The 22910-nt window shown below is 44.7% G+C and carries 19 protein-coding genes; 4 read left to right on the top strand and 15 right to left on the bottom strand.

The annotated features are described in order from the left end of the window. Positions 1-5: 5 nt before the first annotated feature. The 14 genes from nuoL to rplU all read right to left on the bottom strand — a co-directional run bounded on the left by nuoL (position 6) and on the right by rplU (position 14883). Entirely contained in the window at positions 6-1907 is a 1902-nt protein-coding gene (gene nuoL, locus RT143_RS06670; RefSeq protein WP_076774492.1) for an NADH-quinone oxidoreductase subunit L, read from the bottom strand. Positions 1908-1914: 7 nt separating this feature from the next. Beyond that, positions 1915-2238 (bottom strand): NADH-quinone oxidoreductase subunit NuoK, encoded by a 324-nt coding sequence (gene nuoK / locus RT143_RS06665; RefSeq protein ID WP_007115476.1) that lies wholly within the window; start codon positions 2236-2238, stop codon positions 1915-1917. Continuing rightward, complete coding sequence (gene nuoJ, locus RT143_RS06660) at positions 2238-2882, bottom strand: NADH-quinone oxidoreductase subunit J (protein ID WP_313091994.1); 645 nt, start codon at positions 2880-2882, stop codon at positions 2238-2240. Before nuoJ ends, nuoK begins: the two co-directional genes overlap by 1 nt. Then, positions 2879-3430, bottom strand: a complete 552-nt coding sequence (gene nuoI, locus RT143_RS06655; RefSeq protein WP_007115474.1) for an NADH-quinone oxidoreductase subunit NuoI — start codon at positions 3428-3430, stop codon at positions 2879-2881. The genes nuoJ and nuoI overlap by 4 nt, the downstream gene beginning before the upstream one ends. 15 nt (positions 3431-3445) lie before the next feature. Next, positions 3446-4501 (bottom strand): NADH-quinone oxidoreductase subunit NuoH, encoded by a 1056-nt coding sequence (nuoH, locus tag RT143_RS06650; protein WP_036591261.1) that lies wholly within the window; start codon positions 4499-4501, stop codon positions 3446-3448. After that, positions 4501-7503 (bottom strand): NADH-quinone oxidoreductase subunit NuoG, encoded by a 3003-nt coding sequence (gene nuoG / locus RT143_RS06645; protein WP_313091992.1) that lies wholly within the window; start codon positions 7501-7503, stop codon positions 4501-4503. The genes nuoH and nuoG overlap by 1 nt, the downstream gene beginning before the upstream one ends. Positions 7504-7512: 9 nt before the next feature. Continuing rightward, complete coding sequence (gene nuoF / locus RT143_RS06640) at positions 7513-8985, bottom strand: NADH-quinone oxidoreductase subunit NuoF (RefSeq protein WP_313091990.1); 1473 nt, start codon at positions 8983-8985, stop codon at positions 7513-7515. Then, positions 8982-9491 (bottom strand): NADH-quinone oxidoreductase subunit NuoE, encoded by a 510-nt coding sequence (nuoE, locus tag RT143_RS06635; protein ID WP_007115470.1) that lies wholly within the window; start codon positions 9489-9491, stop codon positions 8982-8984. The genes nuoF and nuoE overlap by 4 nt, the downstream gene beginning before the upstream one ends. A gap of 13 nt (positions 9492-9504) precedes the next feature. Then, on the bottom strand, positions 9505-11307 hold the full coding sequence (nuoC, locus tag RT143_RS06630; protein WP_409519698.1) for an NADH-quinone oxidoreductase subunit C/D: 1803 nt from the start codon (positions 11305-11307) through the stop codon (positions 9505-9507). Positions 11308-11434: 127 nt separating this feature from the next. Further along, positions 11435-12097: a NuoB/complex I 20 kDa subunit family protein gene (locus tag RT143_RS06625; RefSeq protein WP_007115468.1), complete on the bottom strand. Its 663-nt coding sequence runs from the start codon at positions 12095-12097 to the stop codon at positions 11435-11437. A 93-nt stretch (positions 12098-12190) separates the two neighbouring features. Continuing rightward, positions 12191-12724 (bottom strand): NADH-quinone oxidoreductase subunit A, encoded by a 534-nt coding sequence (ndhC, locus tag RT143_RS06620; RefSeq protein ID WP_409519697.1) that lies wholly within the window; start codon positions 12722-12724, stop codon positions 12191-12193. A gap of 498 nt (positions 12725-13222) precedes the next feature. Continuing rightward, complete coding sequence (gene lolA, locus RT143_RS06615; RefSeq protein ID WP_313091988.1) at positions 13223-13912, bottom strand: outer membrane lipoprotein periplasmic chaperone LolA; 690 nt, start codon at positions 13910-13912, stop codon at positions 13223-13225. Positions 13913-14267: 355 nt separating this feature from the next. Beyond that, entirely contained in the window at positions 14268-14531 is a 264-nt protein-coding gene (rpmA, locus tag RT143_RS06610) for a 50S ribosomal protein L27 (RefSeq protein WP_036591251.1), read from the bottom strand. A 40-nt stretch (positions 14532-14571) separates the two neighbouring features. Next, complete coding sequence (gene rplU, locus RT143_RS06605; protein ID WP_065252357.1) at positions 14572-14883, bottom strand: 50S ribosomal protein L21; 312 nt, start codon at positions 14881-14883, stop codon at positions 14572-14574. 443 nt (positions 14884-15326) lie between these two features. Between rplU and RT143_RS06600 the strand changes: the two genes are divergently transcribed. After that, positions 15327-16247, top strand: a complete 921-nt coding sequence (locus RT143_RS06600; protein WP_313092020.1) for a polyprenyl synthetase family protein — start codon at positions 15327-15329, stop codon at positions 16245-16247. Positions 16248-16365: 118 nt separating this feature from the next. After that, positions 16366-17346, top strand: coding sequence for an alpha/beta fold hydrolase (locus RT143_RS06595; RefSeq protein ID WP_313091987.1), 981 nt, complete (start codon positions 16366-16368; stop codon positions 17344-17346). Here the strand turns inward: RT143_RS06595 and RT143_RS06590 are convergent. Next, positions 17343-17921, bottom strand: a complete 579-nt coding sequence (locus tag RT143_RS06590; protein ID WP_313091986.1) for a TetR/AcrR family transcriptional regulator — start codon at positions 17919-17921, stop codon at positions 17343-17345. The genes RT143_RS06595 and RT143_RS06590 overlap by 4 nt on opposite strands. 287 nt (positions 17922-18208) lie before the next feature. On the opposite strand from RT143_RS06590, the gene RT143_RS06585 reads away from it, so the two are divergent. Together RT143_RS06585 and RT143_RS06580 are read left to right on the top strand one after the other, a co-directional pair. After that, positions 18209-19594 carry an efflux RND transporter periplasmic adaptor subunit gene (locus RT143_RS06585; protein WP_313091985.1) on the top strand — a complete coding sequence of 462 codons (1386 nt, stop codon included), beginning with the start codon at positions 18209-18211 and terminating at the stop codon, positions 19592-19594. Between the two features lie 14 nt (positions 19595-19608). Continuing rightward, entirely contained in the window at positions 19609-22872 is a 3264-nt protein-coding gene (locus RT143_RS06580; RefSeq protein WP_313091984.1) for an efflux RND transporter permease subunit, read from the top strand. Positions 22873-22910: the final 38 nt, after the last annotated feature.

Raw genomic sequence — 22910 nt, 5'->3', positions numbered from 1 at the left:
AACTGTTACTTCCCTATCATCATCATTACCAACACCAACAATACTGCCATGCCAAGACCGAAGCTTGCAGCATACCCACGAATCGAGCCAGATTGGAACCATGTCGCCACTCGGTTACCTGCCAGCGATAGGGCTGGTAAAATATTCCAAGTGCGGTCAATCGGGTCAATTTTAATCAACTTACCAATCAATAAGAATGGTTTGACAAATACAATGTCATACAACGCATCAAAACCTAAACCATGATAGCACCAGTAATTAAGCGCACGGCCTAAACCTGTTTGGTTAAACTTACTCACAATGCGACCTTTATCTAGGGCAAACAAGAAAGCACCCACAATCAAACCCGCCAACATCGCAGCCATCACAATCATTTCTGCTGTGTGCTTACCTGATTCTACCTCAGGATGAATCACGCTAAAACTCTGTGGCAATACGCCTGCTAATGGTGGATGAATCATTGCCCCCACTGCAGTTGATAACACTAGCAATACCGCGAGCGGCAGCCAGTATGTCCAACCTTTAAGATCGTGAATAGGGGTTTTTTCTTCACCAAAGAACACAATCCAAATCATACGAAACGTATAAATCGAGGTTAAAAACGCACCCACCACTGCCATCCAAAATAAATTCATATGACCGGATGCAAAGGCTTCCCAAATAATTTCATCTTTTGAGTAATAACCCACCGTAATCCAAGGAATCGCAGCAAGTGCCCCACCCCCGATCGCAAACACCGCAAATAGGAATTTATTTTTATAAAACAAGCCACCCATTTTAAAGATGTTTTGCTCATGATGGTAAGCCAAAATAACAGCACCTGACCCTAGGAATAATAAAGCTTTAAAGAACGCATGGGTCATCAAGTGGAAAATCGCAACTTGCCAAGCGCCTACCCCTAATGCCAAGAACATATAGCCGATTTGACTCATGGTTGAATAAGCTAAGATACGTTTGATATCGGTTTGTGCCAGCGCACAGAAACCAGCAACCAACAATGTTGTTGCCCCAACGATACCCACCCAACTTGCCAATACATCAGGGGTCAATAAGAACACAGGATGTAAACGGGCAATTAAATACACACCTGCGGTAACCATCGTTGCCGCATGAATCAAGGCTGAAACAGGCGTAGGACCTGCCATCGCATCGGCAAGCCAAGAATGCAGCGGAATCTGTGCTGATTTACCCATCGCACCAAGCACTAACATCACAGCCGCAACTTTAATGGTAGGATAGCTATGACCAAAAATCGTCACCGTTGAACCTGCCGACGTTAGCATTTGCGATACATTGGCATTGATATCTGAGATATTTAACGTACCCAATTCACGGAACAACAAGAATAAGCCAAAGGCTAAGAACACATCACCCACACGGGTTACGGTAAAGGCTTTCATCGCAGCACGGCCATTGGCGCGCTCGTGATAATAAAAACCAATCAATAAGTAAGAACAGATACCAACGCCTTCCCAACCTAAGTACAACAGCACTAAATTGTCAGCAAGCACAAGTAACAGCATACTTGCGACGAACAGGTTCATATAGCTAAAAAATCTTGCGTAGCCTGTTTCACCGCGCATATACCATGACGCGAAAATATGAATTAAAAAACCGACACCGGTAATCACGCCCATCATGGTCACGCCCAAACCATCTAGCATGAGACCAAATTTTGGGGCAAAACTACCAACTTGCATCCACGTCCACAATGGCTGATTAATGACAGCGCCTTGTGGGTGGTTCATTAAAAAATCACTGCCTGCCATCAAGGCACACAAAGCAGCCAAACCCATACTACCGACACCGACCACTGCGGCTGCGTTTTCGCTTAAGCGGTCACGCATGGTCGCTAGAATCAGAAAGCCAATCAGCGGCAGCATAAAGGTTAAAGGTAACATACTCATTTTGATTTCACCCTTTCATCTCATTTGCCGTATCGACATCTAAATGACCACGCTTATGATAAAACTGTAAAAGAATAGCCAACCCAATTGCAACTTCAGCGGCTGCCAAAGTTAGCACTAAAATAAACATAATTTGTCCGTCAGGACTGACCCAGCGACTACCTGCCACTACAAATGCTAAGGCAGCAGCATTCATCATAATCTCAAGACTCATCAACATAAACAAAAAATTACGTCGTACCATCACACCACAAAAACCAATGGCAAACAAAATCGCTGACAAGATTAGACCGTGCTCTAATGGCACATGCTCTAATGGAAAGTGTCCCATTATGCCTTCTCCTCCTGAACTTCGCGTAACACAGCCGGTTGGCTGGGCTCTTTATCAATAAAATTCGTTAAGGCAGGTTGTATGGTATTACCAAGCTCACTATTATGACTTTCATTCTCATCATCCAAGGCAGATTTTGCCAAATGATAAGCCGCCACCAAACCCGCTAGTAATAAAAACCCTGCAATTTCGACCAACAATAAATATTCGGTAAATAATTTGGCACCGATCATTTTTGCCGTGACTGGCTCCACCCCGATCAACGCTGGCATCATTCCTTCAGACCCATGTTTCATGCCAATCAAACTAAACAAGGTCAAACCCACAATAAATGCAAGTCCTGCAGGTACTGCCCAAGCTGAGGATGCCAACCAGCTTTCTTCTTCCAAAGTACTTTGGGTACCTAAGTTCAGCATCATCACCACAAAAACGAACAATACCATAATCGCCCCTGCATAAACGATGATTTCAAGCGCACCGGCAAATGGCGCACCTAAGGCAAAGAAAATACCTGATAACGCCAGCAGCGTGACAATCATGTTTAATAACGCATGCACAGGATTGGTACGAGTAATCACGCGCAAACTAGCCAAAATAGCGACAATCGCTAATAAATAAAACCCTATCGTTGCTCCGGTTATCATGGCAATAAACTCCGTAAATCAATCGGCGCAGACTCATTTTGGTGTGCCCCTTTAGGTTTATCTTTGGTCGCCATCCCAGTCACACGGTAATAATTGTAGTCAGGAAATTTACCCGGGCCTGAAATTAACAAATGCTCTTTTTCATACACCAAGTTTTGACGGTTATACTCACCGAGCTCAAAATCTGGCGTCATCTGAATAGCCGTTGTCGGGCACGCTTCTTCACACATACCACAAAAGATACAACGCGAGAAGTTAATACGGAAAAACTCTGGATACCAGCGCCCGTCTTCACGTTCCGCTTTTTGCAGTGAAATACAACCCACCGGACAAGCGACGGCACATAGGTTACAGGCCACACAGCGCTCATCCCCATCCGGGTCACGTGTCAGTACAATACGCCCCCGAAAACGCGGCGGTACAGGAACAGGTTGTTCTGGGTATAAAATCGTATCACGTTTACGGGTCGCATGACTTGCGACCATAATTAGGGTGCGCAAGATTGAGCCAAAACCCGTAATCGTGTTTTTTACCATAGTCAAATACATATGTTAATCTCCACCTTACCCTACACCATGGGTGCGCCATAATATGAAGGCTGCCGTCGCGAGTAAATTAATCAAGGTAATGGGTAGACAAATTTTCCAGCCAAAGTTCATTACTTGGTCATAACGTGGACGCATCAACGCCCCACGCGCCAATACAAACATGGTCATGAAAAATAGCGTTTTTAACATGAACCAAATAATCGGCGGGATAAAACTCAGTCCATCAAATAATGGCAACCAACCCCCAAAGAATAAAATAGTGATCAGCGATGATACCAACACGATATTCACATACTCACCGACAAAGAACATACCAAATTTCATACCTGAGTATTCAACATGGTAACCTTCTGCCAATTCTTGCTCTGCTTCTGGCTGGTCAAATGGGAAACGGTGGGTGACTGCCACACCTGCTACCATAAAGGTTAAAAACCCTAAAATTTGACCAAATACATTCCAGTGCCAAAAACCACCGGCTTGTGAGTATACGATATCGCGTAAGTTAAATGACCCTGCCAACGCCACCACACCCATTAGCGATAATCCGAGAAAGACTTCATAACTAATGGTTTGGGCAGCAGAGCGTAGACCACCGAGCAAGGCGTATTTATTGGCTGATGCCCAGCCACCAAACATCACGGCATAAACTGCCAACCCTGCCATCGCAAAAAAGAACAGAATACCGATACTCCAGTCTGCGCCACCGAGTGATGGCGTAACTGGTACAATGATATAAGCGGCTAAAGCGGTAAACAATGAAATCGCAGGCGCCAAGACAAAGATAAATTTATCGGCAAATTTGGGCGTCCAGTCTTCTTTGAAAAAGATTTTGAGCATATCCGCGGCAACTTGTAGCGAACCTTGCCAACCCACACGGTTTGGACCATAACGGTCTTGCCACAGTGCCAACATGCGACGTTCATAAGGAATCATCAACGCGGCAAAAATCACGACCGCCAAGAAAATAACAATTGATTGCACTGCCAAAAATACAATTGACCAAGCTTCAGGGGACATTACCCCAGCCAGCCATGCAGGTAAATCGGGCATCTGTCTAACAGAATAATCCATTATACCCCCTCCCCTGGAGTTACTTGAGCTGTCACGCCACCATTATTAGCTGGTGATAGCGCTTGGGTGACAGTGTTGGTAGTTGCTGATTTTACGATACTGATGTCGGTATAAGGTTGCGCTAGCAGGGCTTCTAATTCACCCGCCTGACCCACAGGATAGCCCACACAGCTTTCGGCTAAGTAATCGACAAGCTGCACAGGTAAGGTGGTCGCTACACCTTTCACTGTGACCGTTAACATATCACCTGATTGCAGCTGCCATTTATCCGCATCATCCGTTGATACACTAAAAGCAGCTGGCATCAATTGTGACGCGACCACTTCACTACGGGCGGTTAATTCATCACTAGCAAAAATATTATACACCGGCACTAGCTGGGTGGAACCTCGTTGGCTAGCTGCCGCAGGCGCAATATACTCACGTTTTGGCAATGCGGTTAACGCATCAAAAATACGCACCCCTGGATCGCCATGTTTTAGATGACCACCCACTTTATCTTGGTATTTATTCCAAGCTTGCGGTGAGTTCCAACCTGGAGACCAAGCAAATGGAATCATTGATGAATCCGTTTGGGTACCCACATAACCTTCTTGTGAGAAGGTTAGGCCCGTATCGATATCTTTTGGCTGCTCTGGCTCATGCACAGAAATCGGCGCACGCATCGCTGTACGCCCTGAATAACGGCGTGGCTCACGCGCGACTTTTAGACCAGTAATACGGTAATCGGCTGATGGCGCTGCTTGTCTGATTGCGGCTAATTGTGGATTGGTGTCTGCGACAGCTGTAATCACATCATCAAGCTGCGTCCAGTCAATCGCACGGCCATTGAGCTCAGACTCTACCGCATGTAACCAACGCCAGCTTTCTTTCACCATACTTTGCGGGCGATAGTAAACAGGATCATAAACTTGGAAGAATCGCTGTGCACGACCTTCTGCTGAGATGAGTGTACCGTCCGCTTCTGCAAAGGTTGCTACAGGTACCATCACATCTGCATGGTTATGCCATTGGTAAGCTTCATGGTCGAGTACAATCAGGGATTTGTTGGCTACCAATTGGTTCATTTGCTCAGCGGTTAAGCGGCGACTGATGTCATTTTCCATGACAATCACCACATCGGCATCATCACCTAATTCATCAATCGCTTTACCACCGAGTAAGTTGACGCCTATGCTATTGGCAGCAGGTACTGATAAGTATAAACCGGCTTTTTCTTGATAGCCTTTGGTCGGGTTCATACGGCTTGGGCGTTTAACTTGCTTGGCTTGTTCAGCAAATGCCGCTTCATCCATCTCTTGTTTGAGTTTGGCTTGCTCTTCATCGATTTTGGCAATCTCTGCATCCACTTGGACGTTGTGGGCGTCAACCACGCCCCGTTCATATACTACCACTTCACCGCGTTTTTGCTCAGCGATATTGGCAATTTGTGCCGCCGCTTCTATGATAGCAGTGTGGTACAGTGATGAGCCTGAGATGATAAGGGGTTTGGTTGCTTTAAGTAGCGTCTGCGCGATATGTTTAGCAAATGCTTGCATATCAGCATTATCGCCTTCATCGATGACCAAATCTTTTGGTAATTGTGAGGTAGCCAACGTTTTCATGTGCTCAGCAATGCTAAAGCCTAGTTCGGCGATATCGCTTGGTGTGGCGACGCAGCTTACTTCGGCAATATCATCAAGGCGCGTATCTTTGACATCCACAATAAAAATTGGGCTGTAGTCTTTTTGACCGATACGAGCCACAGGCTCTGCCAAGAAATCTGGCGTTTTTAGTGCATCTGCCATTTGTTTGGCGCGATTTTTTGCCGCTTGGCGTACTGCCAGTGCAATACGTGGACTGGTTTGGGTAATATCTTCACCCAAAATCAATACCGCATCATAATCCTCAATCTCACGCATGCTTGGATTATGGATATTTTCTGTGGTCAACACATCGATGCATTTTTGTACCACGGTTTTTTCTTGACTGGTAATACCAATGCTAAAATTTTCGGCACCGACTAAGCGTTTTAGCGCATAGTTTGATTCAAGGCTGGCAACGGGTGAACCAATACCGATGGCTTTTTTACCTTGCAAACGGTTTTTGATGGCATCGATAGTATGGTCAATGCTCAGATTGGTTTGTTTACCGTTTAGTGTTTCAATCGCTTGAATTGGGCGGTCTTGGCGGTTGACATAGCCATAGCCGAAACGACCACGGTCACAGAGGAAGTAAGCGTTGACTTCCCCATTAAAACGGTTTTCGATACGGCGCAATTCACCATAGCGCTCACCCGCTGAGATATTACAACCTGCCGAACAGCCATGACAAATGCTTGGGGCATATTGCATGTCCCATTTACGATTGTAGCGCTCTGAGTGAGTTTTATCGGTGAATACCCCAGTTGGACAAACTTCGGTAAGGTTGCCTGAAAATTCACTTTCAAACTGACCGTCTTTATCACGACCAAAGTACACACGGCTTGCTGATGCATAAACCCCTAAATCTTCACCACCTGCATAGTCTTTGTAATAACGTACGCAGCGATAACACGCGATACAGCGGTTCATCTCATGATTGATAAATGGACCCAAGTCTTGGTTTTGGTGGGTACGTTTAGTAAAGCGGTATTTACGATGATTGTGACCTGACATGTAGGTCATATCTTGCAAGTGACAATGACCGCCCTCTTCACAGGTTGGACAGTCATGGGGGTGGTTAGTCATTAAGAACTCAACCAAGCTTTTACGGAAGTTTTTCACTTCTGCATCAGTCACTGAGATCCACATGTCTGGGGTCGGATTGACCATACACGACATGACCAAACGACCACGACCCGCTTCATAATCTTCTTTGTTATTATATTGCTTGACGGCACATTGACGGCAAGAACCCACCGAGCCCAATGCTGGATGATAACAAAAATAAGGGATATCGATGCCAAGCGATAAACAAGCTTGTAGCAAGTTATCGGCACCATCAACTTCGACGTCTTGACCGTCTATATGAATAATTGCCATGCTAATTCCTTACACTGATTGCCCATTGGTGGTCTTAACCGGTTGATACACTTCAACTTTTCCGCTGTTTGCAGATGAAGGCACGCCCGTTGGGGACAATTGTTCTTCAGGCGCCACATTGTTACCAATTTTGGCTTCAAATTCTGGTAAAAAGTATTTTAACGCACTTTGTAATGGCTCAACCGCACCCGGTGCGTGGGCACAGAAGGTTTTACCTAACCACAAATCTTTGGTCAATTGGCGCAATACGTCAATATCGACAGGTTGACCATTGCCTGTATCGATGGCATGCAAGGTTTTGACCCCCCATGGCAACCCATCACGGCAAGGCGTACACCAACCGCAGGATTCACGGGCAAAGAATTTTTGCAAATTGAGCGACAATGACACCATATCTTGCGATTCATCTACCACCATAATCAAGCAGGTACCTAAACGGCTACCTGCTTTCATGATGGGTTCAAAGTCCATTGGCAGGTCTAAATGCTCGTCACTGGCGGTTAAAAAGTCAGTTGACGCACCGCCTGGCAACCAAGCTTTTAATTTACGGCCGTCTTTCATGCCTTTGGCATAATCAAAAATAATTTCGCGAGCGGTAGTACCAAATGGCAGTTCCCATAGCCCTGGCTCATTGACTAGACCTGAGCAACCCATGATTTTGGTGCCCGGGTTTTCTGATTTGCCTTGTGCCAAGCCTTTATACCATTCTACGCCATGCAGCATAATGCCCGGCATGTTGTTTAAAGACTCTACGTTATTGACCACAGTGGGACGACCCCATGCCCCTGATACTTGTGGGAAGGGTGGCTTGGTACGTGGATTGGCACGGCGACCTTCAAGCGAGTTAATGAGTGCAGTTTCTTCGCCACAGATATAACGGCCTGCACCGGTATGCACGTGTAAATCAAAGCTATAGCCTGAACCCAAGATGTTATCACCTAAATACCCTTTGGCACGGCACTCAGCCAATGCATTATTTAAGCGTTTCGCGGCTTCAATATACTCACCACGGATAAAAATATACCCTGCGGTTGCACCAATGGCATACCCTGAGATTATCATCCCTTCAATCAGCTGAAATGGTAGGCGCTCCATCAATAGACGGTCTTTAAACGTGCCTGGCTCCATCTCATCTGCGTTACAAATCAAGTAACGAGGTCCGCCATCGGGTGGCGTCATAAAGGTCCATTTAAGACCTGCATTAAAGCCTGCACCACCACGTCCACGCACGTTGGCATCTTTAATCATATTGCCCACTTCTTTGGCAGATTTAGCCAAGGCATTTTTTAGACCTTCAAACCCTTTTAGGCTTTCATAGGTTGCCAAATCTAGCACTGAGTCATAATGCGCCAAACGCCAAGTCAGGGGCTTGGTCTCACTGGTGGCTGTCGCTTTATCACCATAAATAGGAATGCTTTGCTCGCCCAATTGACTGGGTGATTTGCCAATTTTTCGATTATTAATTTGACGGGTTATATTCATGCGTATTGCTCCAGCAATTCAGCAATCTCTTCAATTTGGACAGGACCGTAGGTATCTTCATCAATCAAAACCGCTGGACCTTTATCACAGTTGCCTAAACAACAAATGGGTAATAAGGTAAAACGATTGTCTGGGGTAGTTTGACCAAAACTAATGCCTAAAGTGCGCTCAAAAGCTTGACCTAAATTCTCTGCACCTACCAGATAACAACCAATCGAGTCACAGACCAAAATCACATGACGACCAACTGGTGAGCGGTAGATACGGTTATAAAATGTTGCAACCCCTTCCACATCGGTGACTGGGATTTTTAAGATATTAGCAATCGCGTTGACTTGTGCATCATCCACCCAGCCGTTACGGCGTTGGACAATTTTTAGCGCATCAAGTGATGCCGCGCGGCTTTGTGGGTAATGATGCATAAATTCATGAATGTCGTGAATTTCTGCTTCGGTTAGAATGCTTGCGACATCCACCTTTGGGGTTTTATCAGTTACAATCTTCATCGGTGGTTTTCTCCTAACGATCAACGTCTGCCATAACAACGTCAATTGACGCTAGATAAATAATTAAGTCAGATACCAAGCTACCATTAATGACTGACGGCATTTGCTGTAAATGCGCAAAGGTCGGTGTACGAATGCGGGTACGGTAACTCATGGTTGAGCGATCAGACGTAATATAATAGTTGGTAATACCTTTCACTGCTTCCACCATAAAGGAGGACTCGCCTTCTGGCATGACAGGACCCCACGATACTGAAATAAAGTGGTTAATCAGGGTCTCAATGTCATTTAAGGTGCGGTCTTTGGGTGGTGGGACAGCCAGTGGGTGATCGGCTTTGTATGCCCCCATTGGCATATTGTTGAGACATTGCTCAATGATACGCAGTGACTGACGAATCTCTTCAATTTTGACCAAACAGCGGTCATATGCATCGCCATTAAACTCAATGGGTACTTCAAAATCAAAATTTTCATAGCCAAGATAAGGGCGCGCTTTACGCACATCGTAAGGGATACCTGTGGCACGTAGACCATGACCTGATACGCCCCAAGCAAGGGCAGATTTAGCATCGTATTGGGCAACGTTTTGGGTACGCAGTTGTAGCACCTTGTTTTTCATGGTGGCTTTGACGTATTCATCGATACGTTTTGGCATCCAATCTAAGAATTCACGAACCAGTTTGTGCCAGCCGTTTGGCAAGTCCATCGCGGTACCGCCGATACGAAACCACGCTGGGTGCATACGATAACCGGTTACCGCTTCAATCACATCATACGCTTTTTGACGGTCAGCGAACATATAAAATACTGGCGTCATACCGCCCGCATCCTGAATGAAGGTGCCCCAGTACAGCAAATTATTGGTGATACGGAAGAACTCACTCATCATGATACGAATGGTATTCGCGCGATCCGGTACCGTAATGCCTGCCAGTTTTTCCACTGACATGATGTAGGGCAACTCATTCATCACCCCACCAAGATAATCGATACGGTCAGTGTAAGGAATAAATGAATGCCAAGTTTGGCGTTCAGCGATTTTTTCAGCGCCGCGATGGTGATAACCAATGTCTGGGATACAGTCGATGACTTCCTCACCGTCTAGCTGAAGCACAACGCGAAAGGCACCGTGCGCAGAAGGGTGGTTAGGACCCAAATTTAGGAACATAAAGTCTTCGTCACGGCCACTACGTTTCATGCCCCACTCTTCTGGGATAAATCGTAGGTTCTCCTGCTCAAACATCTGCTTGCCTTTATCGAGATAATAAGGCGGTACTTCAGTCGCACGAGAGGCGTATTCTTTACGCAGTGGATGACCTTCCCAGTATTTTGGCAATAAAATACGGGTTAAATGTGGGTGACCATCAAAGGTAATACCAAACATATCCCACGCTTCGCGCTCATACCAGTTGGCATTGGGCCAAATACGGGTTGCCGTAGGGATGTGTAAATCAGCTTCTTTTAGCGCCACTTTGATGCGGATGTCTGTGTTGCGCTCTAATGACATTAGATGATAGAACACGGTGAAATCACTGTCAGGCAAGGCATTGCCATCCCTGTCTTTACGATGTTGGCGTAGGCGCTCATCAATCGCTGAGATATCCAGTAACATCACGTAAGGCTGTGGCAAGGTGCGAAGGTACAGGAGTACTTCGATGACCTGTTCACGGCTGACCCAAATAGTGGGAAAAGCGTCAAAGGTTTTTTGTACAACAAACTGCCCCTCAAACTTGCGATTTAATTCCGCAATCACTGCTGGGACATCAGTTTGTGCTTGATTATCAGTTACCGTTACCATGAGTGGCACTTTCCTCATTCACAATTATTAAGAAGGTAGTGGAATACCTTTTTTGTTTTGAACGCAATTCGATAAGCTTCTACTTAGCGAAAATTCATCCTAAATCCATCCAGAGATTGACTCTAGCATTAATCAATCTCTAGCATTAATCAATATTATCTGGGCTGCGTAGATTTTTGACCGCGATGCGATCGGCTTGTTTACGGTCACGTTCTGGCTGCATGACAGGTTGGTAGATACCTTGGTCATTGACATGAATACCGAGTGGACGACGTTCTTTAGTAATTGATTCTTGCAGCAGCATGATGGCTTGAATCAAAGCTTCTGGACGTGGTGGGCAACCAGGGATATAAACATCGACAGGAATGATTTTATCAACGCCTTGCACCACTGAATACACATCGTACATGCCGCCTGAGTTGGCACAGGCACCCATTGAGATGACCCATTTAGGCTCAAGCATTTGCTCGTAGAGACGCTGAATAACAGGCGCCATCTTCATAAAGCAAGTACCTGCCACAATCATCACATCAGCTTGGCGTGGTGACGCACGAATAACCTCAGCGCCAAAGCGCGACAAGTCATGCACGCCTGTTAATGTCGTTGCGTATTCTACATAGCAGCACGAGGTACCAAAGTTAAATGGCCACAATGAATGCTTACGACCCCAGTTTGCAAGGCTATGGGTCAAATCTTCTAATCGCGTCATGACGACGTTTTTATTGACTTCCTCTTCGTCAATAATTTGACGAGTTTGGTCTGGAAATCTGTCGGCATCTGGATTGGCTTTGGTTAATGTATATTTCATAATGCTCGATCACCTTGATTTTTAAAGCAGGATTTCGCTCTATGTCACTACAAATGCAAAAGACCTTGCAATATAGATTGCAAAGTCGGATTATTATTTTACCGCGTTATTGTTTGGGTTTTGGTTCATTGCGCCAGACAACTGGGCAGGGATTTTACCAGTAGGGTCAATTTCTAACTCTTCAATACCATTAAAGCGGGTAATATCCGCCAGATTAAAGCCCGCAGGCGCAGCAGCCAAACGTTTTGGTTTTGGCTTTTTGTCTGCAGGTGACCAGTTAAGCGCCCCTAGTTTGAGCAGATAATATAGACCGATTAACAGCTCTACGACAAACAGCACAACGGTCCAAAATCCTAGCCAACCTGCTTCTTTGACCGATACCGCATAGGTATATAGGTATAATGCTTCTAAGTCAAAGATAACAAAGAAGATAGCGACGATATAAAATTTTGCAGATAAACGGATTCTGGCAGAACCAACACTGACCACACCCGACTCGAAATTTTCTTGCTTTTGAAAGCCTTTAGAAGTACCACCTAACAATCTTGGTACAACAAGCATGAAAATACAAAGTCCTATGGCTGCCAAAATAAATACAATTGCAGACCAATCAATGACTGGAATCATGAGGATACTCCTGGGCAATACGACTAACCGTTACGTGGGTTAAGCAATTCAAGTTGGGACGATATTTTTGATACTTCCACCAAGCCCGTCTGGCTCAAGCGCAATATCACAAAGACGATGGCAGATAACTTCTTAAGAACTATTTTGCTTAAGATTACCTCGTACCAGCTAACAAGGCTGCACATCCATTGACCATTATTGTAATCGGTGAGTGATTGGCTAGTTACTAAACAGGCTAGTTAGAGATATTGCTAAAACCACGATGAAACTCTAACATAAAGCAGCATTACATCACTTTATAAAAATGCGTATTTTAACAAAAGTAACTATATATTGCTGTTAACTGGCTAAAACACGGATAGTTTACTCATTTTATGTAAAAAATGCTAGTAGCAGGGTTCAATCTTCAATTAAATACAAACACTTTTAAAAAAAAGACCCTGCTGTTTGCAGGGTCTGTTAGCCAAAAATCATTCAAAAAATTCATGCAAATAATAGTTACTGGTTAATCACGTCAACGCCTTTAGGAGGCGTGAAGCTAAATTGATTACTGGCAATTGAAGCATTGCGTTTCACACTGGAGAATCGAATACTGGTGGTTTGCCCCAAATTATCATTTAATACCATCATGACAGGATTACCGCTATTAAAAGCGATACCTAAGCTTTTAAAGTTGGCATTGCCATTTTTTGGATAGAGCACGTAATAATTTTTTGAAGCAATCGGCTGGGTCACATTAAAACTATTGGCGATTTTGCTTGGGTCGCCTGATAAAATCAGTGCTGGTGTATCCCCTACTTGATTGCTCACGCTTTGCTTGGTCGCTTGATTTAAATCTTTATCATATATCCAAAGCGTATTGCCATTGGCAACAATCAACTGCGATGCCGTACCATCAATTTGCCAACGAAACTGGTTTGGACGTTGCACAGCCATGGTACCTGAGAAATTTCTTGATGTCTTACTTAAGCCTTTGCCGCCAGTGCCAGAGGTGGTTTGACTAAAATTGGCGGTCATGCTTTTAACATTTTTAAGTAGGTTATTTAAGTTTGTTGCCGCGCTTGCTGAGTTGGCGACAGCGGCATTGGCTGATTGCATGGCGACTGTCATCGGCATGCTGGTAATCAATAATGCAGATAATGTACCGGTGGCTAATTTATTGATAATTTTATTGGTAGATGTTGTCATGGTAGGTTCCTCATTCAATAAAAATTGTTAAAAGTTTAGAAAAAGTGTTCAAAAATAATATCAACCCAACAGGCTAATCAATAAATTAAAAATTAACAAGTTAAGCTAAATTCGCTGACAGGTATTGTCGCTAAATTTTTCTTACCCTACTAGACGCCCCATGCAATGATTGTTGTTGAAGTTGTAACAAATGTAACAATAGCTGAGTGCTAAGAAAGTTTTGACTAGAGAATGACTAACCACTGCCAAGCCATTGAAGACTATCCAAAACCCGTTAAGACGCTTGGCTATAAGCAATAAAAAACCCAATAAGTGCAACTTATTGGGTTAATTTGTTTAACAACAAGCTAAATGATTATTCAGCTGCGCCTTCAACAAATACGTAGCGACGATTGAATTTACCTTTAACAGCAAATTTTACCACGCCGTCAGTTAAAGCAAATAATGTATGGTCACGACCCATACCTACACCTTCACCTGCGTGAAATTCTGTACCACGTTGACGTACAATGATGTTACCAGCAACAACTTGTTGACCGCCAAAGATTTTTACGCCAAGCATTTTTGGGTTTGAATCACGACCGTTACGGGTAGAACCTGCGGCTTTTTTATGTGCCATGTCGATGTCTCCTAGAGATTAATGTGTTTGAAATAGTCAATTAAGCAGTGATTGCTTTGATTTTTAACAAAGTATACCATTGACGGTGACCTTGTTCTTTATGATAGTGTTTACGACGTCTGTGTTTTACAATACGTACTTTTTCGCCACGACCATGTTCTACTACTTCAGCTTCGACCACTGCACCGGCAACCACAGGTTGACCAATTTTGATATCGCTGCCATCAACGACCATTAAAACGTCTTCAATTTTGATGGTATCGCCTTTTTCAGCTTTTAGCAATTCAACTTTTAAAAATTCATCTTGAACGACGCGATGTTGTTTACCACCACTTTTGATTACTGCATACATCTTGGTTGCTCCAATAAACCCGTACACCGTGGCTACCAAGGGCGATAACACTTCTACGACGGATACACAGGGAAATATAAGGTCGCGATTTTAACGTTTTTATTGTTTAAAATCAAGAAAAACTTCACGGATGCGGGTGCGATTTTGGCTGATAAATTATTGCGCGTTTCTCAACGCAATGGATGCTCAGTAATACAAGTCGCCAATAAAAATACAGAGTAATAACTTACACAAAAAACGGCAGTATGGTATGATTTTGCCGACTTTCACCACAAGCCAAATTTCACGAATTTTCACTCCAAGCTTTGAGCCAACCTATGCTAGACAATCAACAATCAAATCCTACATCCACTGCTATCAATGCAGGTGTTACCAAAGACAGTAACAGCACGCCTGTCACCTATCAGCAGATTCAATCTATTATCGCTGACGATTTCGAGATTATGGATAAGCAGGTGTATGGCAGTCTAAGCTCCAAAGTAAAATTGGTCATGTCGGTGAGTCAGCATGTCATCAATGCAGGCGGTAAGCGTATGCGCCCCTTAATTTCGCTGCTTTGCTCACGCATTTGTAACGACCAGCCCTCACAAGCTGCCATGCATTTGGGCGCTATCACTGAGATGCTGCATACCGCAACGTTAGTACACGACGATGTGATTGATGAGTCAGGTATGCGCCGCGGTAAGCCGACCGCGAATGCAACGTGGGATAATGCAACGGCTGTACTGGTCGGTGACTATCTGATTGCTCGTTCATTCAATCTTTTAGTAGGTTTTGGCTCGTTGCCGTTATTGCAGTTATTCTCAGATGGCACCTGTGATATCGCTGAAGGGGAAGTATTGCAGCTACAACATCAGCATGACCCCAAAGCCACCGAAGCTGATTATATGAAAATCATCGACGGTAAAACCTCTCGGCTATTTATGATGGCAAGTCAAGGCGTGGCTATTTTGGAAAATCGCCCTGAATACAATGACGCCTTCGCGATATTTGGTCAGCACTTTGGTAATGCCTTCCAAATTATTGATGATATCTTAGACTTTGTCGGTGATAGTGAGGTGCTCGGCAAAAACGTGGGTGATGATATCGCTGAGGGCAAGCCAACCTTGCCGCTAATTAAAGCGCTTGAAATGACCACGGGTGATACGCATGAAAAATTACGGATTGCCATTCAGACAGGGCAAGTGCAAGATACGGGCGAAATTATTGAGATTGTCAAAAACAGCGGTGCACTGGCGTATTGCCGTGATAAAGCGATGCAAGAAAGTGAGATTGCTAGACAAGCCGTGCTGACCTTGCCTGATTCACAATACCGCCAAGGTTTACTCGATTTGATGACGCTTGCTAGCCAACGGCTTTATTAATTATTAATAAATGCGGGGTGGTGATCAGTTTGATGTCCAATTCGAGGCGCGGTAAATCATACGTCATTAATCATTCATAAACCTTTGCTAAATTGAGGCGAAAAATCCCAAATTTGCCATGACTGACCACCCAATTAAATTTAAGCCTTCCAAACACGCGGATTTTATGCAAGCGGCTAAGGTGCGCACCCCAAAATATAAATTCTACGTTGAAGTCGGTGGCGACCCTGCTCACCCTACCATCGTACTGATTATGGGCTTAGGCGCGCAAAGCTTGGTATGGCCCAATGAATTCTGCTATGCGTTAATCAATGCTGGATTTCGGGTCGTGCGATTTGACAATCGCGATATTGGCAAATCTAGCAAGCTTAAGCACAAAAAACTGACTCCCGCTCATGATTCGCCCATTTATAAAGCCAAATTGCTAGGCAGATTCGGACTGGGTTTACCGCTTAAAAACCTGCAAACACCGTATGATTTGTACGACATGGCAGAAGATGCCTATCAACTGCTCAAAATGTTGGGTATCAAAAAATACTTTGTGATTGGTCAATCGATGGGCGGTATGATTGCGCAAATCATGGCAGTGCGTTATCCACACCAAGTAGAAAAATTGGGACTATTATCCACCAGTAACAATCGACCCTTTTCGCGCCCACCCGCCATTGAAGCTATCAAGGCCTTTACCCAGCCACTACCCAAAAGCCAAGATGCTGACGCATTGACCCAGCAGTTCGTGCAGACCATCAAAACCATCGCCAGCCCCGATTACTTTGATGAACAAGCGGCATTTAGCAAAGCCAAAAAACTGTTTAAACGGCGTTTTTACCCAAAAGGTACGCAGCGGCAGTTACTGGCGATTTTGGCGACGGGGTCACTGGTCGATATTGACAAACAAATCCACCAACCCACCCTCATCATTCATGGCAAACAAGACAAACTCATTCCATTTAGTCATGCCTATTCGCTTGCCAAGCATATTGCGCAAAGTCAATTGATACTCATTGATGAGCTCGGTCACGATATGCCCGTGGCACTGGTCGAGGTATTAGCAAGTTATTTTATTAATCATTTTCGTTATGATAGCCAACTGGGCTAGCTTTTTATGATGTCCAGCATTTGTTGCCAATCCACTGGCAAGTTCTTTGGTAATGGCAAATCCCTTTCATAAAAGTATTTCAAACTTGCCATAAAAACAGTTGCCATCATGGTGGCTTGGTAATCAATCGCCTCCGGCGTTAAATAATCTGTCGCCTTTTGTTTTTTAGCCAGTTCAATGAAGTTTTGTTTACCCATCAAAAACATATCATGATAAAGATTGTGGTGTTGGGTACGGATTTTCCACAGGGCAAGCATCTGTTGGCGGCGTTCAAACAGCTTTTGTGAATGATTTTCCATACTCATTTGTAGCATTTGACTATCGGCATTGAGCCTGTCCTGAAATAGCTGGCTGATTTCCTGCTTGAAATCATCAATCATCTGCCCTGCCAAATCACCTTTCCCACTGTAATATTTATAAAAAGTAGCACGATTGACTTTGGCACGATCCAAAATTGCTCGGATAGCAATATCGTTGTACTCCTGCTCGGACAACAACATAATAAAGGCTTCACGGATAACTTTATGGGTTTTGACAACACGTAAATCAGGTGACTTGTTACGACTTAAAGTCATGCGCAAATATTTCCTTATTAAAAAAATCTATCAATGGCTTTGATATTTTAAAATTTTTATCCATACAAATAGGTGATAATTGTTGCTTAAACACTTATTTTGTTTAATATTGTTGGTTTCCCAATTGCAGATTTTTTTTTAAAATAACCGCTGCCGATAACTGGTAGTAATGTAGCTATCATTTAGTTATCCTAAAGTTTTGTGTCTTATCGTAAATATTGCAACAACAATGTCGCATTTATTTTATAATATTTTTTTTAAAATTCCCTATTTTTTATGAGGTTGGTATGAGATACCCAGTGTTGTTCATGGTGTCATTAGCGAGTTGTAGCTTATTAATCGGGTGTAATAAGTCAGACAAAGCAGCCCAGCAACAAAGTGGCGGCGGTGCAGCAGGTGCACAGGCGCAAATGCCACCCACGATAGTCAATGTACAACCTGTAACATTCCAAACGATTCCACTTACCAAAGAGTTATCAGGTAAAGTGGTCGCCTATCAAGAAGCCACCGTTACGCCGCAAGTGTCAGGTATTATTGACCGCCAGTTGTTTCGTGAAGGCACTTTTGTCAAACAAAATCAGCCATTATATCAAATCAATACCGATAGCTACACCAGTGTACTTGCCGGTAGTCGCGCAAGCCTTGACCAAAGCCTTGCTAGTGTCAATACCGCAAAAGCCAACTATAATAATGCCTTAGCGGTGCTAGAAACCCGCCAAGCCGAACTTGCGCTGGCTCAAACCAATTTAAACCGTCTAAAACAGCTACGTGGTACTGAAGCTATCTCAAGTCAAGAATATGACCAAGGGGCAACCGCCGTGCGTACCGCTCAAGCAGCGGTTAAAAATGCGCAGGCGCAAGTGGGGGTGGCACAAGCCAATATTGATGCCGCCCAAGCAGCGGCTCGCGGCGCACAACAATCAGTGAATAGCAATCAGCTCACCATGAGCCGTACTGTGGTTAAAGCGCCTATTAGTGGTATCACCAGTCGCTCAAATGTCAATGTCGGTGCGCTTGCCACTGCAGGCACGACACAGATGGTAACTGTCTCGCAGCTTAATCCAATTTATGTCGATATCAGTCAATCATCTGCCGAGTTATTGGCGCTTCGTCAGCAATTTGCGGCTGGTAAACTTAGCACACCGCGTACCGCACAGGTTCAGTTAAAGCTCGCCGATGGCTCAACCTACCCGATGGTGGGGCAACTTCGCTTCGAAGAAGCTAAAGTGGATAGTACCACAGGCACGGTTAATCTGCGTGCGGTATTTAGCAATGATAACTTTGTGTTGTTGCCCGGGATGATGGTGAATGCCCAGTTGATTCAAGGTATTATCAATAATGCCGTATTATTGCCACAAAGTGCCATTAATCGTACAGCCAAAGGTGAATCAACCGTGTATGTGGTTGACGCCAATAATAAAATCCAAGTACGCCCAGTTACGGTTCAAGGTACCCACCAAGGTCAATGGATTGTCACTAGCGGTCTAAAACAAGGTGAGCAAGTGGTGATGGTTGGCGGCGCCAAAGTCAAACCAGATCAGCAAGTCAAAGCCATGCCATATGTGGCATCGCAACCAGCCTCAACCGCGGTACCGACCAATGCTTCTACCACGACGACGACCAAAACGACCGTAACAAATAGCTCAACTACCGCCAAAACTGCGCAACCATAAGCACGGGAGATATCATGTCACGCTTTTTTATTGATAGACCCATCTTTGCTTGGGTGATTGCCATGCTCATCATGCTGATGGGTATCTTGGCAATTTTTAAATTACCGATTGAGCAGTATCCACGTATTGCCCCACCTACCATTAGTATCTCAGCAACTTATCCAGGTGCCGCTGCCCAAACCATTGAAGACTCCGTCACGCAGGTGATTGAACAAAAAATGAAAGGGCTTGATGGATTGATGTATATGTCCTCAAGTTCATCATCAAGTGGCGCTGCGCAAATTACCTTGACCTTTGAGAATGGGACAGATCCCGATACGGCACAAGTCCAAGTCCAAAACAAACTGCAATCTGCCATGAGTTCGCTGCCAGAGATGGTGCAGCGCATGGGGGTCAACGTCAATAAGTCCACGAGTGGCTTTTTGATGGTACTGGCGATGACATCCGAAGATGGCAGTATGGATCGTGCCGATATTGCCGATTATCTCAACTCCAACGTGGTTGACCAGCTCAGCCGTGTCGATGGTGTGGGTAACGTCAATGTGTTTGGCTCTGCGTATGCCATGCGTATTTGGTTAGACCCTGAAAAACTTCGTACCTATGGTTTAATACCCTCGGATATCACCAGCGCAATTCAAGCGCAAAACGCACAAGTATCAGCCGGTCAGCTAGGACAAACACCCACTGACGAAGCCCGTCAAGCCATTAATGCCACAGTGACTGTGCAAAGTTACTTACAAACCCCAGAGCAATTTCGTAATATTTTGCTTAAAAGTAACACAAATGGCGCGCAAATTCGCTTGGGCGATGTCGCCAAAGTGGAAATTGGTAGTGAAAGCTACAGCCCCATTGCCCGCTACAATGGCAAGGATGCGGCAGGTATCGGTATCTCACTGTCATCTGGCGCCAATGCTTTAAGCACACGTAACGCCGTAGAAGCCAAACTCAAAGAGCTTGAACCTAATTTTCCTGCGGGCTTAAAAGCCTCAGTTGCTTATGACACCACGCCATTTGTACGTTTGTCGATTGAGGAAGTAGTCAGAACACTTGCTGAAGCGATTGCACTGGTATTCTTAGTGATGTTCTTGTTTTTACAAAGCTGGCGCGCAACGATTATTCCTACGTTGGCAGTACCTGTGGTAATACTGGGTACGTTTGGTATTTTGTACGCATTTGGCTATACCATCAATGTGTTGACGCTGTTTGCCATGGTGTTATCCATCGGTCTGTTAGTCGATGACGCGATTGTCGTGGTCGAAAACGTTGAGCGTTTGCTGGAAGAAAATCCAGACATGACGCCACTGGAAGCCACCCGTGAATCAATGCGCGAAATCAGTAAAGTGGTCATTGGTATTGCCTTGATTTTGTCGGCGGTATTTTTACCGATGGCATTCTTTGGCGGCTCAACTGGGGTGATTTATCGACAGTTCTCAGTGACGCTTATCAGCAGTATGGTACTATCCGCCTTAGTTGCGTTGATTTTCACCCCTGCCCTATGTGCGACTATCCTCAAACGCACTAAAGCCCATGACAAACACAGCGGGCATCAGACCGGTTTCTTTGGCGCATTTAATCGCATGTTTATGCGTCTTAGTGAAGGCTATGAAAAATTTGTGGGTCGCAGTATCAAAATGCGCTGGTTGTATATGATACCTTATGCCTTGGTGATTGCGGCATTGGTGTTTTTATTTACCCGTATTCCAAGTTCATTTATTCCCGAAGAAGACCAAGGTGTGCTGTTGACATTGGTGCAGCTGCCTGCTGGTAGTACCCAAAATCAAACGCAAGCGGTTATCGAAAAGGTCAACGCCTATTATAAAACCCAAGAAAAAGACCTTGTGCAGTCTGTATTTACGGTCAATGGCTTTAGTTTTGCCGGTCAAGGACAGAATATGGGATTGGCATTTATCCGCTTAAAAGATTGGGATGAGCGCCCTGGTAAAGAAAATACCGCGCAATCGATTGCCAAACGTGCCATGGGTTATTTTATGACCCAAGTCAATGAAGCCCAAGTATATGCCATTTCACCGCCTGCTATTCAAGGTTTGGGTACGGCAACGGGTTTTGATTTACAGCTACAAGACTCCGGCAACTTAGGTCACGAAGGCTTGCTGCAAGCCCGTAACATGCTACTGGGCATGGCGGCGCAAAATAAACAAGTCAGTGGCGTGCGTCCAAATGGACAAGAAGATTCACCCCAATACAAAGTCAACGTCAACTATGATGCTGCTGCTGCGATGGGTGTCGCGCCGAGCGTGATTAACAGTGTTCTTAGTACCGCTTGGGGTAGTAGCTACGTCAATGACTTTATGGATCGTGGTCGTATCAAAAAAGTGTATATGCAAGGTGAAGCTGAGAGCCGTACCACCCCAGAGGATATCAACAAATGGTATGTACGCAACAGTGACAATCAGATGATTCCGTTTAGCTCATTTGCCACCGGTGAATGGCAGTATGGTTCGCCTACGCTAACGCGTTATAACAGCTTGTCATCGATGAACTTGCAAGGTAACGCAGCTCCAGGACTTAGTACCGGTCAAGCGATGACGGCGATGGAACAAATGATTGCCAAACTGCCAAAAGGTATCAGTTATGAATGGACAGGTTTATCATTGGAAGAGAAAAAATCTGGCGCCCAAGCACCGATGCTGTACGCGATTTCGATTTTAGTGGTGTTCTTATGTTTAGCTGCGCTGTATGAAAGCTGGTCAATTCCCTTTGCAGTGCTGCTTGTTGTGCCACTTGGGGTATTAGGTGCTGCACTGTTTACGGGTTTACGTGGGCTTTCAAACGATATTTATTTGCAAGTGGGTCTGCTGACCGTTGTCGGTTTATCTGCCAAAAATGCGATTTTGATTATTGAATTTGCCAAAGAACGACAAGATTTGGGACATAGTCTATATGACTCGGTTACTGTCGCTGCTCGCCAACGCTTACGTCCGATTATCATGACATCATTGGCGTTTGGTATTGGTGTGGTACCCTTATTCTTGGCAACAGGCGCAGGCTCAGGTAGCCAAAATGCGATTGGTACGAGTGTGTTAGGCGGCGTGGTCAGTGCAACTATCCTAGGGGTGTTCTTTATCCCAATGTTTTATGTGTGGATACGATCACTGATTAAAGGTAACAAACCGCATGACCCCAATGACGGCAATGATGGTGACTTACAGCCCGTATCACCCTACTCGCCTAATCCTGCTGAACCTGTCGCTGTCACACAGCCCACACAGGTGAGCATCTATAAGCCTGATGATAGTTCACAATCCAACCATCAATAAGACATAAATGGGTAAACATTTTACCCATTTAATCTTTT

The organism is Moraxella sp. CTOTU48268, from assembly GCF_032069585.1.
Lineage (GTDB): Bacteria > Pseudomonadota > Gammaproteobacteria > Pseudomonadales > Moraxellaceae > Faucicola > Faucicola cinerea.
Note: the sequence above shows the minus strand (reverse complement) of the source record. Positions and strands in the feature narration are given on the sequence as shown.

Coding starts and splice junctions, on each gene's coding strand:
- nuoL (WP_076774492.1), bottom strand. CDS start 1,907: ATGAGTATGTTACCTTTAACCTTTATGCTGCCGCTGATTGGCTTTCTG.
- nuoK (WP_007115476.1), bottom strand. CDS start 2,238: ATGGGACACTTTCCATTAGAGCATGTGCCATTAGAGCACGGTCTAATC.
- nuoJ (WP_313091994.1), bottom strand. CDS start 2,882: ATGATAACCGGAGCAACGATAGGGTTTTATTTATTAGCGATTGTCGCT.
- nuoI (WP_007115474.1), bottom strand. CDS start 3,430: ATGTATTTGACTATGGTAAAAAACACGATTACGGGTTTTGGCTCAATC.
- nuoH (WP_036591261.1), bottom strand. CDS start 4,501: ATGGATTATTCTGTTAGACAGATGCCCGATTTACCTGCATGGCTGGCT.
- nuoG (WP_313091992.1), bottom strand. CDS start 7,503: ATGGCAATTATTCATATAGACGGTCAAGACGTCGAAGTTGATGGTGCC.
- nuoF (WP_313091990.1), bottom strand. CDS start 8,985: ATGAATATAACCCGTCAAATTAATAATCGAAAAATTGGCAAATCACCC.
- nuoE (WP_007115470.1), bottom strand. CDS start 9,491: ATGAAGATTGTAACTGATAAAACCCCAAAGGTGGATGTCGCAAGCATT.
- nuoC (WP_409519698.1), bottom strand. CDS start 11,307: ATGAGGAAAGTGCCACTCATGGTAACGGTAACTGATAATCAAGCACAA.
- RT143_RS06625 (WP_007115468.1), bottom strand. CDS start 12,097: ATGAAATATACATTAACCAAAGCCAATCCAGATGCCGACAGATTTCCA.
- ndhC (WP_409519697.1), bottom strand. CDS start 12,724: ATGATTCCAGTCATTGATTGGTCTGCAATTGTATTTATTTTGGCAGCC.
- lolA (WP_313091988.1), bottom strand. CDS start 13,912: ATGACAACATCTACCAATAAAATTATCAATAAATTAGCCACCGGTACA.
- rpmA (WP_036591251.1), bottom strand. CDS start 14,531: ATGGCACATAAAAAAGCCGCAGGTTCTACCCGTAACGGTCGTGATTCA.
- rplU (WP_065252357.1), bottom strand. CDS start 14,883: ATGTATGCAGTAATCAAAAGTGGTGGTAAACAACATCGCGTCGTTCAA.
- RT143_RS06600 (WP_313092020.1), top strand. CDS start 15,327: ATGGATAAGCAGGTGTATGGCAGTCTAAGCTCCAAAGTAAAATTGGTC.
- RT143_RS06595 (WP_313091987.1), top strand. CDS start 16,366: ATGACTGACCACCCAATTAAATTTAAGCCTTCCAAACACGCGGATTTT.
- RT143_RS06590 (WP_313091986.1), bottom strand. CDS start 17,921: ATGACTTTAAGTCGTAACAAGTCACCTGATTTACGTGTTGTCAAAACC.
- RT143_RS06585 (WP_313091985.1), top strand. CDS start 18,209: ATGAGATACCCAGTGTTGTTCATGGTGTCATTAGCGAGTTGTAGCTTA.
- RT143_RS06580 (WP_313091984.1), top strand. CDS start 19,609: ATGTCACGCTTTTTTATTGATAGACCCATCTTTGCTTGGGTGATTGCC.